The sequence below is a fragment of the Parabacteroides sp. 20_3 genome (genome assembly GCF_964238835.1).
GTDB lineage: Bacteria > Bacteroidota > Bacteroidia > Bacteroidales > Tannerellaceae > Parabacteroides > Parabacteroides distasonis.
Map to the genome: position 1 here is coordinate 681,301 of NZ_CAXSNO010000001.1, position 17,809 is coordinate 699,109.

Annotated in this window: 13 protein-coding genes; 8 read left to right on the forward strand and 5 right to left on the reverse strand. The window is 43.1% G+C overall.

Translation table 11 applies throughout. From position 1 onward, the window contains the following. The first annotated feature begins 88 nt into the window (after positions 1-88). Entirely contained in the window at positions 89-490 is a 402-nt protein-coding gene (locus ACESPU_RS02905) for a hypothetical protein (protein ID WP_005855834.1), read from the forward strand. Between the two features lie 393 nt (positions 491-883). Beyond that, on the forward strand, positions 884-1,078 hold the full coding sequence (locus tag ACESPU_RS02910; protein ID WP_005855829.1) for a hypothetical protein: 195 nt from the start codon (positions 884-886) through the stop codon (positions 1,076-1,078). A 146-nt stretch (positions 1,079-1,224) separates the two neighbouring features. On the opposite strand, the gene ACESPU_RS02915 is transcribed toward ACESPU_RS02910, so the two are convergent. Further along, a complete protein-coding gene (locus ACESPU_RS02915) occupies positions 1,225-2,589 on the reverse strand; it encodes an MFS transporter (RefSeq protein ID WP_005855828.1) in 1,365 nt (454 codons plus the stop codon). 126 nt (positions 2,590-2,715) lie between these two features. Further along, positions 2,716-3,729, reverse strand: coding sequence for a LacI family DNA-binding transcriptional regulator (locus ACESPU_RS02920; protein ID WP_005855821.1), 1,014 nt, complete (start codon positions 3,727-3,729; stop codon positions 2,716-2,718). A gap of 200 nt (positions 3,730-3,929) precedes the next feature. Between ACESPU_RS02920 and ACESPU_RS02925 the strand changes: the two genes are divergently transcribed. From ACESPU_RS02925 to ACESPU_RS02935, 3 genes are read left to right on the forward strand one after another with little or no spacing between them, the layout of a single operon-like run. Beyond that, positions 3,930-6,899 carry a TonB-dependent receptor gene (locus ACESPU_RS02925; RefSeq protein ID WP_011966504.1) on the forward strand — a complete coding sequence of 990 codons (2,970 nt, stop codon included), beginning with the start codon at positions 3,930-3,932 and terminating at the stop codon, positions 6,897-6,899. Positions 6,900-6,919: 20 nt separating this feature from the next. Then, positions 6,920-8,467 carry a RagB/SusD family nutrient uptake outer membrane protein gene (locus ACESPU_RS02930; protein WP_373133121.1) on the forward strand — a complete coding sequence of 516 codons (1,548 nt, stop codon included), beginning with the start codon at positions 6,920-6,922 and terminating at the stop codon, positions 8,465-8,467. Between the two features lie 28 nt (positions 8,468-8,495). Then, the gene (locus ACESPU_RS02935) at positions 8,496-9,605 is read left to right on the forward strand and encodes a SusE domain-containing protein (RefSeq protein WP_373133122.1); all 1,110 of its coding nucleotides are present in this window, start codon (positions 8,496-8,498) and stop codon (positions 9,603-9,605) included. Between the two features lie 275 nt (positions 9,606-9,880). Here ACESPU_RS02935 and ACESPU_RS02940 read toward each other — a convergent pair whose 3' ends face one another. Continuing rightward, entirely contained in the window at positions 9,881-10,102 is a 222-nt protein-coding gene (locus ACESPU_RS02940) for a winged helix-turn-helix domain-containing protein (protein ID WP_005855817.1), read from the reverse strand. 195 nt (positions 10,103-10,297) lie between these two features. Here ACESPU_RS02940 and ACESPU_RS02945 point away from each other — a divergent pair, with 195 nt between their 5' ends. Continuing rightward, on the forward strand, positions 10,298-11,167 hold the full coding sequence (locus tag ACESPU_RS02945; protein ID WP_008778253.1) for an AraC family transcriptional regulator: 870 nt from the start codon (positions 10,298-10,300) through the stop codon (positions 11,165-11,167). Positions 11,168-11,174: 7 nt separating this feature from the next. On the opposite strand, the gene ACESPU_RS02950 is transcribed toward ACESPU_RS02945, so the two are convergent. Together ACESPU_RS02950 and ACESPU_RS02955 are read right to left on the reverse strand one after the other, a co-directional pair. After that, positions 11,175-12,767, reverse strand: coding sequence for an alpha-galactosidase (locus tag ACESPU_RS02950; RefSeq protein ID WP_373133123.1), 1,593 nt, complete (start codon positions 12,765-12,767; stop codon positions 11,175-11,177). A gap of 146 nt (positions 12,768-12,913) precedes the next feature. Continuing rightward, positions 12,914-14,956 (reverse strand): M13 family metallopeptidase, encoded by a 2,043-nt coding sequence (locus ACESPU_RS02955; protein ID WP_009276336.1) that lies wholly within the window; start codon positions 14,954-14,956, stop codon positions 12,914-12,916. Between the two features lie 182 nt (positions 14,957-15,138). Between ACESPU_RS02955 and ACESPU_RS02960 the strand changes: the two genes are divergently transcribed. Both ACESPU_RS02960 and ACESPU_RS02965 read left to right on the forward strand, forming a co-directional pair. After that, positions 15,139-16,674, forward strand: a complete 1,536-nt coding sequence (locus ACESPU_RS02960) for an alpha-N-arabinofuranosidase (RefSeq protein ID WP_373133124.1) — start codon at positions 15,139-15,141, stop codon at positions 16,672-16,674. 82 nt (positions 16,675-16,756) lie between these two features. Next, complete coding sequence (locus tag ACESPU_RS02965; protein WP_005855808.1) at positions 16,757-17,659, forward strand: nucleotidyltransferase; 903 nt, start codon at positions 16,757-16,759, stop codon at positions 17,657-17,659. The last annotated feature ends 150 nt before the right edge of the window (positions 17,660-17,809 follow it).

The following is a 17,809-nucleotide window of genomic DNA, read 5'->3' on the forward strand; positions in this document are numbered from 1 at the left end:
TGTTTTATTCTTAAAATAACTACAAAAATAAAAAACAAATAACATATACTGTTGTTATTATCTAAAGAAATACTTGTATATTTGCGCCATGAAGAATTTTCTATTCATATTAGGTCTGTTGATTAGCTTCATGCTGTTTGCTCCCGAAGAAGGAACAAAGAGTATGGATGAGGTTATGTCTGCGACTAAAGAGGCCGTTATGAAAGAAAAAAACACGGCAGATGCCCAACGTCGTTTCGAAGTATTAAGTAACGAGCTGAAAAGCAGTAACTGCTTAACTCCCCGCAGGATTTCACAAACGGCAAACAACACTATCGAAATACGGATATGGAAAAATATGGAGAAATCCCTTCAAGACATGCGTTTGAGAGGAGTAAATCAACTTCATAGAGTATCTCAACATATATCCACTTATCAGATCATAAATTTATCCACACTTCTGTGTCGTATGGGAGAGCATGTCTTTGCCCTACGAAAACTCATTATTTAGTTTTTAATTGTTTCATATTTGTATCTTTCGGTAAGTCATTGATATGTCTTATCGGTAGGAATATTGCATTTATTAAATCAATATTTCCGGGAAGTTATTGCCCATTTACATTATTATAAACAATTAAAAATTACAATTATGACAACTAATAAATCAGGTAAAATACGTATATATCTTTATGTTCTTCTAACAATCGCAGGTTGTGTATTCGCATGCAGTTCTATCATCCCTAACGACTATATTAAATTAGTAGTAGTTATGGGTACTCTATGTGTTGGTCTATATGGCATAATGAAAGGACTGAGTAGTACCGGGATGTCATCGGAAGAGGAAGTCTTGGAAAAAGAATAATAAAATACAACAATTATCGAATCCTAAAAAAATAAGAAGATCATGAGAATAAATAAGGATTTGGCTGATGCAATCATGATGGTTTCATTTATCGTATTGGTATTAGTCGGAACTACAACATTTGACAATGAGGTTACTAAAAACGTAACCATGGGATCCCTCGGTGTGATTACGGTAGCGATGTTAGTTCTTCGCGTCATAGGATCACGCCAAAAGGAAGAGGAAGAAGCCTTTTAGTAGTTAGTCCATTGGTTTCCTGTTGTTGTCCCGGGGTGACCCGGGATTATCTGAGATACGTTTTTCTACCTACATTATAATAACTTGCTGTTTGACTTGGGTATAGCGTTTTTACGCTTGACAACAGGAAACCGGACTTATATACCTTACACTTTTCTACTGAACTTTTTCTCTTTGACAAGACTAACTGCGGCGGCGGCGAAAAACAAGAAAACACCTCCCGTTAACAAAGCGAACACGGCATGCCCATGATAAACATTACGTACAATCCATCCATGAATGATTCCATTCGTGATCTGAGGTATCGTTATAAAGAAATTAAATATACCCATATAAGTACCCATCTTATCAGCGGGAAGACTATCGGAAAGAATAGCATAAGGCATCGCCAATATACTTGCCCACGCTATACCGATGCCAATCATAGAAAAGACCATCATTCCTGTGTTATTCAACAAATAGAGAGAAACCAACCCTGCCCCTCCTAGGCATAAACAGAGGGCATGAGTCATTTTCCGACCTAAATGACGGGCAATCGGGATCAATAATAAAGCGAATAACATCGCCACAAAATTATAGATACTGAATAACTCACCTACCTTATCGCCAGCCATCGCATATTCGGCGGAAGCAGGATCTGTTGCCCCATATACATGTTCAGCGATAGCAGGCGTAGAATAAACCCACATGGAATACAAGGCAAACCAAGCGAAAAACTGGCATAAACCTAACTGTAACATTATTTTAGGCATATGAAAGATATCATGCATGATCTCCATAAAACCATTGCTATCCCGCCTTTTTTCAATGACCTCACCACCGGAAAGCCGAAACTCAGCCATCTCTTCTGGGGAATATTCCTTTGTCTTAAAAATTGTCCATAATACGCTCGCTAATAAAATCGCCGCACCGGCATAAAAGGCGAATTTAACATTATCGGCAACCTCACCAGCAACCGCCGTATTAGATAAACCAAACACCTTATTCATAATACTCGGCAACAAGGAACCAACGACAGCACCGATGCCGATCAAGAAAGTCTGGATCGAGAAGCCAGTCGTATGCTGCTCATCGGGTAGCATATCCCCTACCAAGGCACGGAAAGGCTCCATCGTTACATTGATGGAAGCATCCATGATCATCAACATACCCGCACCAATCAATACGGGAGATAAAATAGCCGTCTCTGTACCGGGTGACAAGAACAATCCCGCATTCGGCATCAATATCAAGGCAATCGTCGTAAAGATAGCTCCTACCAGAAAAAACGGACGCCGACGTCCTAAACGGCACCATGTTTGGTCGGAATAATGACCAATGATAGGTTGTATGATCATACCTGTCAGCGGAGCCGCTAACCAAAATAAGGATAGTTGCTCTACATCCGCTCCATAGGTTTGAAGTATTCTACTTGAATTTGCGTTCTGAAGGGCGAAACCGAATTGAATGCCCAAGAAACCGAAAGTTAGATTCCAAATTTGCCAAAAACTCAAAAATGGTTTTGTTTTCATGAGAATTATGTTTTTAAGGTATTTATTTGTTTGGTGACAAACATACGGAATTATTCCGAAACAGGACGTCGTCCCTATTCAAATTCATGCAAAGAAGTAAAGCAAACGTTTTCGGAAGCCACTTTTTTAACGGGTAGACTGTCTCACCACCAGATTTGTCTTGATAATCTTGCTCACGATACGATCCCCGTCACGCACGCCATTCAAACGTTCTATCAGCAAACGCATAGCGATAGCTCCCAACTCATAACCATGTTGATCCACGGAGGTCAGCAGGGGATCGCTAACTTCCGCTAAGCTATTATTCGTAAACCCACAAATCGAAACCTCATCGGGTATCCTCAATCCCTTGGCCTTTACAACATTCAGCACCCCAATAGCGGTCTCATCATTTACGGCGAAGAACGCATCCGGACGATTGGGCAACGACAATAATTCCGGGGTCAACCGAAGCGCCTCGGTATAATTATCACAAATCTTGATTAACTCTTTATCTACCGGTAATCCATTTTTACGCAAAGCATCCTCATACCCCATCCTACGATTATTAGAGATCGCTAAATGAGAAGGAGATCCGAAAAAGGCGATTCGCCGGCAACCGCTACGAATCAAGTATTCAACAGCGGAGCAAACCCCGGCATAATCATCAACGACCACCCGGTCTGTCAAGATCCCCGTGCATATACGATCGAAAAACACCATGGGTATATCGCTATCGATTAGTTCTTGGAAATGATTGTAGATCGTCGTCGTTTTAGCGACAGAAGCCAAGACACCGCAAACACGTGCTTCCAATAAAGCTTGCGCACCTTTTACTTCTTTCTCATAATTCTCATTACTTTGACAAATAATAACACGATACCCTCCCTTTTCCGCCTCATCTTCTATACCGGATAAAACAGAAGAAAAGAAATAATGTACGATCTGCGGTAAAATAACACCGATTGTTTTCGTATTATTTGTCCGTAAACTCAAGGCTAAGGCATTGGGCTTATATTTATGTTCACGAGCGTAAGCATTCACTATATTCTTGGTTTCTTGACTGATATCCGGATGATCAGCCAAGGAACGAGAGACTGTTGACGGGGAAATATGCAAGGCTTTCGCTATATCCTTTATCGTGATTTGACGCTTTTTCATGGTTCTCTTTTTTATAAAATCAAAGATATGTATTTAGGTCATACAATGCAAACGTTTGCGAGAACGTTTGCGTAAATTTATAGGGGTATCGACAAACATTTTAACAACATGAGAGGTTTGATAAACATACATTTGCATTCATATACTATGGCTAAAATTCAATAAATATAATAGAGTATTAATCTTAAACTGTCTAATGCATGAAACAAAAAATGTATTCTTGCGACGCAAGAGTAATCTTATCTATCTTGATAGGATTGTTTCTCTCCTGCAATGTTTTCGCACAAGACGTCACGATCAAAGGCAACGTGAAAGACGCGAAAGGTGAACCCATCATCGGGGCTAGTATCCTTGAAAAAGGAACTACGAATGGAACTGTTACCGATTTCGACGGTAACTTTATGCTCTCGGCGCCTAAAGGAAGTACGATCGGTATTTCTTACATAGGCTACAAATCACAAGACATTATCAACCAAGGACAAAGTAATTTAATTGTCGTATTACAAGAAGATACGGAAGTATTGGACGAGATTGTCGTAATCGGTTATGGTACGGTGAAGAAAGATGACGCTACCGGTTCCGTGACGGCCATTAAGCCAGATAAGATGAACCGGGGTTTGACCACTACCGCAACCGATATGATCAACGGTAAAATCGCCGGTGTAAATATCACGACTGACGGTGGAGCTCCGGGTTCGGGAGCCAGTATCCGCATCCGTGGTGGTTCTTCCTTATCGGCCAGCAACAACCCGCTGATCGTTATCGATGGACTTCCGATCGACAATGACGGTATCAAAGGGGTATCCAACCCGTTGAGTACGATCAACCCGAACGATATCGCAACATTCACCGTATTAAAAGATGCATCCGCCACAGCGATCTATGGTTCGCGTGCCTCTAACGGTGTGATTCTTATCACCACTAAGAAAGGTGAGAAAGGCTCCCGCCCACGGGTTACGTACGATGGAAACGTTTCTATCAGCACGAAGACCAAATCAATCGATGTTATGGGAGCTGACGAATATCGTAATTTCGTAACGGATCGTTTTGGGGCGGAATCAAGCGCCGTTAAGTTATTAGGAAAAGAAAATACGGATTGGCAGAAAGAGATCTTCCGTACAGCAGTGGGAACCGATCATAATATCACGGTGTCCGGAGGCTTGAATAATATGCCTTATCGTGTATCCGTCGGATATACAAACCAAAATGGTATATTGAAAACCTCTAAGTTCGAACGTTATACTGGATCTGTAAACCTAGCTCCCAGTTTCTTCGAAGATCATTTAAATATTAACTTCAACGCCAAGGGAATGATCTCAAATAATCGTTTCGCCGATACGGGAGCTATCGGAGCGGCAATCGCATTCGACCCGACTCAACCAGTCATGAACGGCAACAGTAAATACGGAGGTTATTTCGCTTGGGAAAATGCCGGTGAATTTATCTCAATCGCTACAAAAAACCCGGTAGCGATGCTTCAACAGAAAAAAGAAGAGGCTAATTCTAAAAACTTGGTCGGTAATATCCAAGTTGATTATAAATTCCATTTCCTTCCCGAATTACGTGCAAACTTGAATTTAGGTATGGATATGGCTACCGGTACGCAAGACATTTACTATCCGAAAGAATCTCCATTAGGTTACGTGGATAACGGCAAAACAGGTTATGAGACAATCGACAAATACAATCACCTATTGGATTTTTATTTGCAATACGCTAAGGATTTCAATGAAAAGCATCATTTTGATATCATGGCTGGTTACTCTTGGCAACATTTCCATCGTTCCACAGAGAACGCATACAATAACTTGAACGGAGATAACCCGACTTCTTATATTTTCAAGACAGAAAGTTATTTGATCTCTTTCTTCGGACGTGTCAATTATTCATTCATGAATCGCTATCTTATCACCGCTACCTTACGTAACGATGGCACTTCCCGCTTCTCTAAAGACAACCGTTGGGGATTGTTCCCTTCCGTGGCTTTAGGATGGAAGATCAAGGAAGAGGGCTTTATGAAAGACGTGGACGCTGTATCGGATTTAAAACTACGCTTGGGTTATGGTATTACTGGTCAACAGGATATCTCGCAAGGAGACTACCCGTATATGGCGACTTATTTCGCAGGACAAGACGGAGCCTACTATCAATTTGGCGACCAATTTGTTCCTATCGCCCGTCCCGACGGTTACAACCCGAACTTGAAATGGGAGGAGACTACTACTTGGAACGCCGGATTCGACTTCGGATTCTTAGATAACCGTATCACTTCATCCTTGGATTATTATTACAGGGAAACTAAGGACTTGATCAATGTGATCGACGTACCTGCCGGAACAAACTTCAAGAACCGTATCGTCAGCAATATCGGTTCTTTGAGAAATCAAGGTGTTGAGTTCTCCATCAACGCTAAAGCGATCTCAACCTCTGATTGGAAATGGGACCTAGGCTTTAATGTCGCTTGGAACAACAACGAGATTACGAAGCTAACCGCACAGGATGACGCCTCATCCATCGTATTGACAGGAACCGTAGAAGGTGGTACCGGGACCATGATACAGGCACAAGGCGTGAATCACCCGGCGAACTCATTCTATGTATACGAGCAGGTATATGATCAACAGGGAAATCCGATCGAAGGATTATACGTGGACCGCAACGGAGATGGCGTGATCAATGACGAGGACCGTTATTTCTGCCATAAACCGGCGGCCGATGTAACGATGGGCTTTACTTCTAAATTGGTATGGAAAGCATGGGATTTCAGTTTCTCACTTCGTTCCAACCTCGGGAACTATGTATATAATAATGTAGCCTCATCCAATGCGGCATTAAGTGAAGGTAGTATTAACAATAAAGGCTATCTATCCAACCGTCCGCTATCCGCTTTCGATACGAATTTCCAGAACATGAACGTATTGTCCGATTATTATGTACAAAACGCATCCTTCTTACGCTGCGATAATATCACGTTGGGTTACTCTTTCAACAAATTATTCGGCGTATTGGGCGGACGTATCTACGGAACCGTACAGAATCCTTTTGTTATCACGAAATATAAAGGATTGGATCCGGAGGTAGCGAACGCAGCTGATAAGACCTTCGGTATCGATAAGAACGTATATCCTCGCCCATTGGTAGGTATACTCGGTGTAAGTCTTAACTTCTAATTTTAAATCAGGATATCTATATGAATACGAAATTCTTTAAATATATAATACCGGCTTTATCGCTGGTTTTCAGCGTAAACTTCATCTCTTGCCTAGGTGATCTCGATGTTACGCCTATCGATCCGAACCTAAACGTAGAGTTCGATCAGAACGCCAATTTCGCCAAGATCTATGCGGGATTAGCCATCACAGGAAATAAAGGCCCCGACGGACAAGGAGATATCGCCGACACGGATGAGGGAGCGTCGGGTTTGATGCGTATGCTATTCAACCTGAATGAGCTTCCTACGGACGAGGCGATTTGCGCTTGGTCTGGCGACGTGGATGTATATCCCTTGAACTTCGCTAAGTTTACCGCCTCGAACGGTGTGGTATTGAATATGTTCAACCGTCTGTACATCCAAATCGCTCAGTGTAATAACTTCTTAATACAGACAGAGGGCAAGGATGACGAGGAAAGTCTTACACAGCGTGCTGAAGTTCGTTTTATCCGTGCCTTGGATTATTATTATTTGATTGATTTATATGGCAATGTCCCGTTCGTTGATGAGAACACGGGTATCGGTACCTATGTTCCCGAACGGATTACCCGGGCGAATCTCTATACCTATATAGAGAAAGAGTTGAAAGAAATCGAGCCACAAATGAAGGCTCCCCGTGCAAATGTATATGGACGTGCCGATCAAGCCGCCGTATGGATGCTACTTTCCCGCTTATATCTGAACGCAGAAGTATATACAGGTATCCCTCAATGGTCTACCGCCGCTGAATACGCAAAGAAAGTCATGGACGCCGGTTTCTCTCTGGCTCCTAATTATGGAGATAATTTCCTTGCAGATAACAACACCTCTCCCGAGATGATCCTGCCGATTTGTTATGATGGCGTACAGACTCGCTCTTGGTCCGGATTGTTCTTTATCGCCAGCTTTATCAGTGGTGACATGAACGCACTGGATGATTTCGGGACTAAAGAAGCATGGGGTGGTAACCGTGCCCGCATGGCATTGGTGAAAAAGTTCGCTTCTGATGGAGACTTATCGAAAACAGCTGATACACGTGCCTCTTTCTGGACTACAGACCGTACATTCGAGATCAATAAGCCGACCGAGTTTACAGAAGGTTATTCTGTAACTAAATTCAAGAATATCACGAAATCCGGACAAATCGGTCACGATCCGAATCAGCAGTTCCCGGATATGGATTTCCCATTGTTCCGTTTAGCCGAGGCTAATCTGACCTTCGCCGAAGCCACATTACGGGCAGGAGGCGATAAACAAGCCGCTTTAAGCGCTATTAACCAGCTACGGAAAAGAGCGAAAGCCACGGAAATTACGGCAACCGATCTTACTTTGGATTTTGTGCTTGATGAGAAGGCCCGTGAGTTCTATTTTGAGGCGCAACGCCGTACGGATTTGATCCGCTACAATAAGTTCACCTCCAATTATACTTGGGATTGGAAAGGCGAGACAGCGGGAGGTACTTCAATCTCCAGTCACTTCTCATTGTTACCGATTCCTTCGACCCAACTCGTGGCAAACAGTAACTTGAAACAAAATCCGGGTTATTAATCGTAAAACCTATTAATAAGTAACAATTATGAATAAAGTCAATATATTATCCATCGTGTTTGCGGGCATCTGTGCTTTTTCTGCCTGCACGGACGATAAAGATCCGGTTATCAATGACCTAAAGGACTCAGAAGGTAATAATATATCTTTTACCCTCAATGCTCCGAATAACAGTTCATATACTTTAATGCCGGAAAATGCCAGTAGTATCATCGATATTTTTACCTGTGAACAACCGGATTACGGTTTTGCGGCAGGTGTAACGTATACCGTACAAGTCTGTGAAGGAGGAACTGAATTCGAGAAATTCGAGTCGCTGCCGACTACCGGTTCCGGCGAAAAAGTCTTGATCAAGACATTCGAGCTGAATGATGCCATGAACAATTTGGGAATGGTTAATCCTACCGTAGCTTATAATGTGGACTTCCGTCTTAAAGCATTTATTAACGACAGTGTTCCCGAACTTTATTCGAACACGGTAAACATGGTGATCACTCCATATAGTGGCGCCCGTACCCAAGTTTATTTCGTGGGCGACATATTCGACAACGGATGGAACAATAACGACCCATCGATGCGTATATTCGCCGACGACGATGTTAATAATATGTTATTCACTTACACGGGCTTCGTAAAAGCCGGTAGCGCATTCAAGATCATTCAAACCCCGGGTGATTGGGGCATTCAATGGGGTTACGACAGCGACGGAGCATTAAGCAATGACGGCGGTAGCGGTAATATCGAAGGCTTCACGCAGGATGGCTATTATACGATCACGTTAGACTTGGCTGGTAACAAATACAGCATCGAACCTTATACCGGAGCGACAACCGAATACAAACAAATCTCCCTGATTGGAGACTTCAATGATTGGGGTGGTGATCTAGATTTACAACAGGCTAGTTACGACAAGCACATCTGGATCGGCGAGAAAATAGAGATTCCGTCCGATGGCGGTTTGAAATTACGTGCGGATCATGACTGGGCCGTAAGCTTCGGTGGCAGCAATAGTTTATGGAACGATAAACAAGGACAATTCGCCAAATTTGACGGAGGTGATAATGTAAAGGTTTCCGCCGGTACCTATTTTATCAAGTTTAATGACTTAACGAAACATATCATTCTACTAGCCGAATAAGGCATTACTTAAATTACCATCCTTTACTTGATTTAAAAGTCAAGTAAAGGTGGTAATAAATAAAAGTAACGCTTGTGTTTATGAATTATGTCTCAAAAGATATGTTTTAGAACATGATTTTGTTAAATCACGTTAAGTAAATGAGATTTCCAAACTATTCGTTATGCTACATAACATAAAACCTATATATTTGCACTGTGTTTTTCATGGTATTAGATTTAAGGTTAACAATGAAGATTGGCTGTCCGTGATGGATAGCCTTTTTTTGTTTCCTTCTAATAGTACATATTGGATTTGATGCCATTGCTGACATACAACAAACCATTCTTTCTCGTGATATAAATATTGTTTTCTCTAGCCAACCAGCCAATAGCCAAGGCTAGGTCCTCAATACTTAAAGACAATTTACGGCTTAACTCTTGCGTAGATATTTCATTTACCTCGTTTAGCGCATGCCACACTTTTCCTGCGTTTAGTCCAATTCTTCCTTTTTCCATAATCAAAATACTTTTCTAGTAAACGAACTATATTCTTTTTGTTTCCTCTTTCCTACGATTAGTAGTCATTTGTAAAGTTCGCCCTTAAATTTTAGGGAATCAATATCCATTCTTTCGTTTCTATGTTCTATTTTTATTATCTTGAATAATAAGTATTTATTAATTCCTATATTTGAGACGAATTACCGATTAGATATGGAAAAGGAAATGCTCACATTCGATATCACGAACGATTTTATCGTCGGAGATCGTATCACAAAAGAGACGCTAAACAAATACAGCAAGCTGCCTCATAAGATAAAGGCAGGTTTGTTTCTCCTTTGTGTAGAAGGTTCCGTGCAGGCTTCTATCAATCTAGCGAAGTATACGATTAACAAATATGATTTCGTGACCTTAGTGCCCAGCAATTTTATCCAGTTCCATGAAATATCGGACGACGCACGTTTCTATTTCGCCGGATTCTCTTCGGAGTTTATGACAAACATCAATTTTATTAAATCAACCATGAGCTTTCTTCCCGTTATCACGGAACATCCGATCATGCCGCTGGAAGAATCTGTAGCTCAATTATATATTGACGGATACCGTTTATTGATACGTGCGCAATCCTTATCCCCGTCTTATTCTATGGTAAATAAAAACCTAGTCATCGCTTATCTCACGATATTCATGCAAGGAACGGCTGAGTTATATAAAAATCATAGCCATTGGACAAATGGAATCCGTACGCGCACCAATGAGATTTACCGTAAGTTTATCCAACTTGTCGTAGAGCATTATACCACCGAGCACAGCGTTTCTTTTTACGCCGCTCAATTAAATTTGTCGTTACCTCATTTCTGCACGACTATTAAGAAAGCGATCGGACTTACTCCCTTGGAAATCATCTCCTCCATTATCACGATGGATGCCAAGGCACAATTAAGATCAACAGACTTAACCGTAAAAGAGATCGCTTTCTCTTTAGGCTTTAACAACCTGTCTTTTTTCAACAAATATTTCAGGCAGCATACGGGAATGACACCTCAAGAATATAGAAGAATGAAAATTCCCTCAAGCACGTAGCCGGCAATCACTTCTTTTGTAAAACCATACGATCAATATCGGGCATCCATGAGTTTCCATTCGATAAGCGTATGCGATTCATCCCGGGTTTCAAACGGATCTCTATTTGCTCGCTAGCGACCTCATGCGCAGGATGAGCCTCTACATTTTTTACGACAACTCCATTAACTTGACAAATTAATTCTCGATTCTCCGCACACTGATAATCCACGGACATCAAGTATAAACCTCCCTCACGACTGTATACATTATGCCATTCCAGATAATTGCTATCACGATTACCTAATCCCGTAACCTTCGCACCTCCAGAGCAATTCCCGTCATCCTCATAAATCGCCGTTCCAAACGCTTTGTGATTTTTTATTTCTTGATAGTCTTGCAACCAAGCACATTCCGCCTCATAAACCGTCCGTTCTCCCCTTTCCGATCCATCCAGACGGAAAATACGTGTCCCATGCGCAGGTATGGTTACGGAAAAATCCCGATCCTTGTACTTTCCAAGATCTCTCCTTTCAAATAAGTCCCGTACACTCACGTCGCCCCGCAAATAGAAATCGGCAAAATCCAGATGAATAGTCCGTTCCTCATCCGTAGAGTTATAGACGGCAACAGCGCATGTATTCCCATTCACTTCTTCCAGATCCTTTGTCAAGATATACACTCCATCCATTTGCTTAACGACATAAGCTTGCAAGCCTAGTACGTCTTGATTTAACGCTATCAGTTCCTCGTTTTTCAATAGCCGCAAAGATTTCTCAGAGATGGTAGTCAGATCACAGCCGATCAATAAAGGGGAGCTCATGATACACCACATTCCAAAATGAGTTTTATCTTCTTCCTCACTCATTCCACGGCCGATCTCAAGCATATCCATATCATTATATTTTCCTTCGCTCGCATAAGCGGACAAATATAGATTCTGCCGGATAATATTCTTCACGGACTCCCAGCTAGGATTTATATCTTGCGAGATACGCCATGAGAAGGCAACGTCATGCACCCACGTACCGGGAAAATCCCAACGACATACATTCATACGCACATCTTTACGGCTGGTAGCTAGTATCGCATTATGGATCGCCGTGTATCGCTCTTGCTCATCCAGACCTAATTGATCGAAATTCTGTTTGGCATCGCCGCCACAAAAGTCGATCTTAATAAAATCGAATCCTATTTCCTTAAAGAAGTAGTCTGCGTCCTGACGATCGTGCCCATAAAAGCCGACATTAATCCCTAAAGAATCCTTATCCCAAAAGGAGCCGCAAGTATTCCGGCCCGCATCGGAATAAATACCCGCCTTAAACCCTAACGCATGGATATGATCTACCGTCTGCCTCAAGCCATTCGGAAAACGGACCGGATGAGTGATTAACTCCCCGCTCGCATCCCGTCCCCCAAAATACCCGTCATCAATATTGATATATTTATATCCAACCTCTTTCAAGCCATTCCGCGACATCGCATCAGCTTGTTTCATTATCAGTTTATCACTGATATTCACTCGATAGGTATTCCATGAGCTCCATCCCATCGTGGGAGGATCATACGCAAAAACAGAAGATGCCAAGAGAAGTAAGGCGATTGATATATAGTTTCGCATGGTATAAAATTTTCATGTATAACGTTCTTAATCAAACAAAAATAAGAAAAGTGCATCAGACCGCCAAATCGGGATAAACGAAAAAAGGGAAGTATGCCTTTTTGACGTGACATACTTCCCTCACTTATATAAACTCTGTATTTGGGTTACCAGATAACCACCCGATCAGCCGGAGCCATAAACATCGGATCGCCCTCTTTAATGTCAAAAGCGGCATAGAACGGGGCGATATTACGCAAGGCAGCGTTCACACGCCATTTTCCCAATGAATGCGGGTCGATCTTGGTACGACGACGGATCTCCTCGGGACGGATATTTTGTCCCCACAACGTCGCATACCCCAAGAAGAAACGTTGCTCATTCGTGAAGCCATCGATCGGGGCCGGAGTCTCTTTGCCCTTCAAGCTATTCAAATAAGCTTGGTGAGCGACCAACAAACCTCCGTGGTCGGCGATATTCTCACCCAACGTAAAACGTCCGTTGGCATGAAGCGTATCTATTACGATAATCTGGTCATATTGATCAACCAATTTATCAGCACGCTCCTTGAAACGAACAGCATCCTCGGCAGTCCACCAATCGATCAAATTACCATCCTTATCGTAGTTACGTCCCTGATCATCGAATCCATGCGTCATCTCATGGCCGATTACCACGCCAATAGCGCCATAGTTCACCGCATCATCGGCATCCGGATTAAAGAATGGAGGCTGAAGGATCGCAGCCGGGAAACAGATCTCATTCGTAGTCGGATTGTAATAAGCGTTCACGGTCTGCGGATTCATATGCCAACGAGACTTATCGACCGGCTTATCCACGTCCGCCAATTGATAGGCCATATCGAAGATGTTAGAACGGCGGACATTCGCCCAATAAGAATCGTCCTTGATCTCCAAGCCACTATAATCACGCCATTTGTCCGGATAACCTATTTTCACCGTAAAAGCGGCCAATTTCTCTTGCGCTTTCGCCTTAGTCGTATCGCTCATCCATTCCAAGCCATTGATCCGCTCGCTCAAAGCAGTCTGCAAATTCCCCACTAGCGTCAACATCTTTTCCTTAGAAGAAGCCGGGAAGTATTTCTCTACATACATCTCGCCGACAGCCTCGCCCAACGCACCGTTTACCGTATTCAACGAACGCTTCCAACGAGGTTGTTGTTCCTGCTTTCCGGACATTACCTTTCCATAGAACTCAAAATCAGCGTCTACAAAATCATCACTTAGGTACGGAGCCGCCGCGCTCAATAAATTAAACGCCAAATAATATTTTTGCTCATCGACCGTCGTATTCTGCAAAGCCTTATTCATATCCTTATAGAAGTTGATTTGCTTCGCATCCAACTCTTTCAGCCCAGCTAATCCCATGGATTCAAAATATACATCCCAATCCAACGGGGATTCTATTTGCTTGAAATCCTCGTAAGCCAATTTATTATAGTTTTTCTGGGAGTCACGCAAATCCTCACGGCCATAAGAGATCTCAGCGATAGCCTTCTCTATTTTCATCACGGCATCCACCGCCGCATCCGCCTGTTCCGGGCTTGAGCCGGCCAACGTAAATAACTTATTTATATAAGCCCTGTAAGCGTCACGCATCTTAGCGGAACCTTCATCTTCCAACAAATAATAATCCCGATCGCCCATTCCGATACCAGCCTGATACAGCTGGACGATATTCATGGCACTATTCTTCTCGTCAGCGTCCACGAACAAAGCGAAGAACGGAGCCATGCCTTCCTTATGAAGCGTAGCCACCATCTTAGAGACATCCGATTTCGTCGCCAGCGCATTGATAGCGGCCAGTTCCTCTTTGATAGGAGCCACTCCATCGGCATTCAACTTCGTGCTATCCAATCCCATCGCATACAAAGCGCCGATCTTCCCGGCGACACTACCCGCCTCATGGGGCGTAGCGCTAAGTTCCTCGATCAATACCCGGAGCTGCTCTTGGTTATTCTCTAGTAATTGGTCGAAAGTTCCGAAACGAGCGTATTCCGGTTTCAAAGGATTATTCTTAATCCATCCACCACAAGCGTATTCATAAAAATCCGTACCTGCGGCAACCGTGGTATCCATATTCGCAGGATTAATAGCAGCGATCTTCACTACCTCTTTCTGAGGAGTGTTACAACTCGCTAAAGCGACTATCCCAGCCGCTAAAAACGGAAACATTTTTCTCTTTCTCATTTTGTTTAGTCTTTTGCCTTAAAACCTTACAAAGATACGATAAATACGCAAAAGAAAAACATGTACGTGTTTCTTTTAAAACATGTACGACTTTTTCCGAAAACACGTACGTGTTTTTCGAACGATAAAAGGATTTATATATTCAAGAATAAGTGTATCTTTGCCAATAAATCATTTATATCATGAAGAAACTAATAATCAGCGTTTGGGCATTTATCGCCCTTCCTTTATTCGCTCAACGAGACGCGAATATCCGTATTTATCTGGAGCAAGGTAACCAACAGATCAGTAAACATATTTACGGGCAATTCGCCGAACATCTAGGGAGTTGTATCTACGGTGGCTTATGGGTGGGACCAGAGTCCGACATCCCTAATACCCAAGGATACCGTACGGATGTCTTAAACGCGTTGAAGAAACTACAGATCCCGAACTTACGTTGGCCGGGCGGTTGCTTCGCCGACGAATATCATTGGATGGATGGAATCGGCCCCAAGGAAAATCGCCCGAAAATGGTGAATAATAACTGGGGAGGGACGATTGAGGATAATAGTTTTGGAACCCATGAGTTCTTGAATCTATGTGAGTTATTAGGTTGTGAGCCTTACATCAGCGGAAACGTGGGAAGCGGTACGGTTGAGGAAATGGCTAAATGGATGGAATACATGACCTCGGAAGGAGACAGCCCTATGGCCAACCTACGCCGGAAAAATGGCCGGGATAAGGCATGGAAAGTCAAGTTTTTCGGCGTTGGGAACGAGAGTTGGGGATGCGGGGGCAGTATGAGACCGGAATATTATTCCGACCTTTACCGTCGTTACTCTACGTATTGCCGTAACTATGATAGCAATGTCTTGTTCAAGATCGCCAGCGGTGCCAGCGATTATGATTACAACTGGACCGAGACGCTGATGAAACAAATCGGCGGACGCATGGATGGTATCTCTTTACATTATTATACAGTAGGAGATTGGAACAATAAAGGCTCCGCTACCGATTTCAACACGGAGGATTATTACTGGACCTTAGGAAAATGCCTTGAGATAGAGGATGTCGTTAAAAAGCATATCGCTATCATGGATAAATACGACCCGAAGAAAAATATAGCCCTCATGGTAGACGAATGGGGCACTTGGTGGGATGTGGAACCCGGTACGATCCCCGGCCATCTGTTCCAGCAAAACACGATGCGCGACGCTTTCGTGGCCGCTCTTACCCTACATGTCTTCCACAAATATACGGATCGGGTAAAAATGGCCAATATCGCACAGATTGTCAATGTATTGCAATCCATGATCCTCACGAAAGGCAAGGACATGGTGCTTACGCCTACTTACCATGTGTTCGAGATGTACAAGGTTCATCAAGACGCTACCTTTTTGCCGATGGACTTAATCTGCGACAAGGAGAAAGTAAGAGACAACCGGGAAGTGCCGGTCGTAAGCGCCTCCGCATCCCGGGACTCGCAGGGTAAAATCCATATCTCGTTGGCGAACGTAGATCCCCGGCAAAGCGAGAACATCCATATCGACCTGCAAAACGTAACGATAAAGAGCGTGAACGGGCGTATCCTGACAGCGTCCTCCATAAACGACTATAACACATTCGATTCGCCGGAGAAGGTCAAGCCGGAAGTTTTCAAGGGAGCCAAGGTGGAAAAGGGAAAGTTAAGCGTCAGCCTTCCTCCCATGTCGATCGTCGTATTAGAAGTTTTATAAAAAGACGGACAATAACATGGCAATGTTTCTATAATTATTAACTTTGCCCGAAGAATTAAAAAACACATTAAAGAAACGCATTATGAAACCTACATTATTTGTATTGGCAGCCGGAATGGGTAGTCGTTATGGGGGATTAAAACAATTGGACGGCCTAGGTCCCAATGGCGAGACCATCATGGACTATTCTATTTTCGATGCTATTCGTGGCGGGTTCGGTAAACTTGTATTCGTTATCCGCAAATCTTTCGAGAAAGACTTCCGTGAGAAAATCATCTCCAAATATGAGAACCATATCCCGGTTGAAGTCGTATTCCAAGACTTGAACGATCTTCCGGAGGGCTTCACTTGCCCGGAGGGACGTGAGAAACCGTGGGGAACCAACCATGCCGTATTGATGGGCAAGAAGGTTATCAATGAGCCTTTCGCCGTAATCAACGCCGATGATTTCTACGGACGTGACAGCTTCGCCGTATTAGGCAAGCAATTGTCTGAGATGGATGGCAAGAAGAATGATTATTGCATGGTAGGCTACCGTGTAGGTAATACGTTGAGCGAGAGCGGTTCCGTGGCACGTGGTGTTTGCGCCACGAACGAGGAAGGTTATCTGACAGGCGTCGTGGAGCGTACCGCTATCGAACGTATCGACGGAGATATCCAGTTTGTAGACGAGAACGGAAAGAAGGTCGTATTGGAAGAAAACACGCCGGTCTCCATGAATATGTGGGGCTTCACTCCCGATTATTTCGAGTATTCCGAGGAATATTTCAAGGAGTTCTTGAAAGCGAACATGGGTAATTTAAAGAGTGAGTATTTCATCCCGTTGATGGTAAATAAACTGATCACGGAAGGAACAGCCCGTGTGAAAGTATTGGATACAACCTCCAAATGGTTCGGCGTAACTTACGCGGCGGATCGTCAAGGCGTTGTGGATAAGATCCAAGCCTTGGTAGACGCAGGCGAGTATCCAAGCAAATTATTCTGATTATAAGGTTCTTATGGCTGATTCCTCAGCAGGAAGTAACAGCCGTGGCCTAAGATTTTTATCGTATCACCCTTGTGAAGCGATCTTTTCACCTCTGTGAAACGATCTTTTCACGGGGGTGATACGATCTTTTCACCTCTGTGAAAAGAT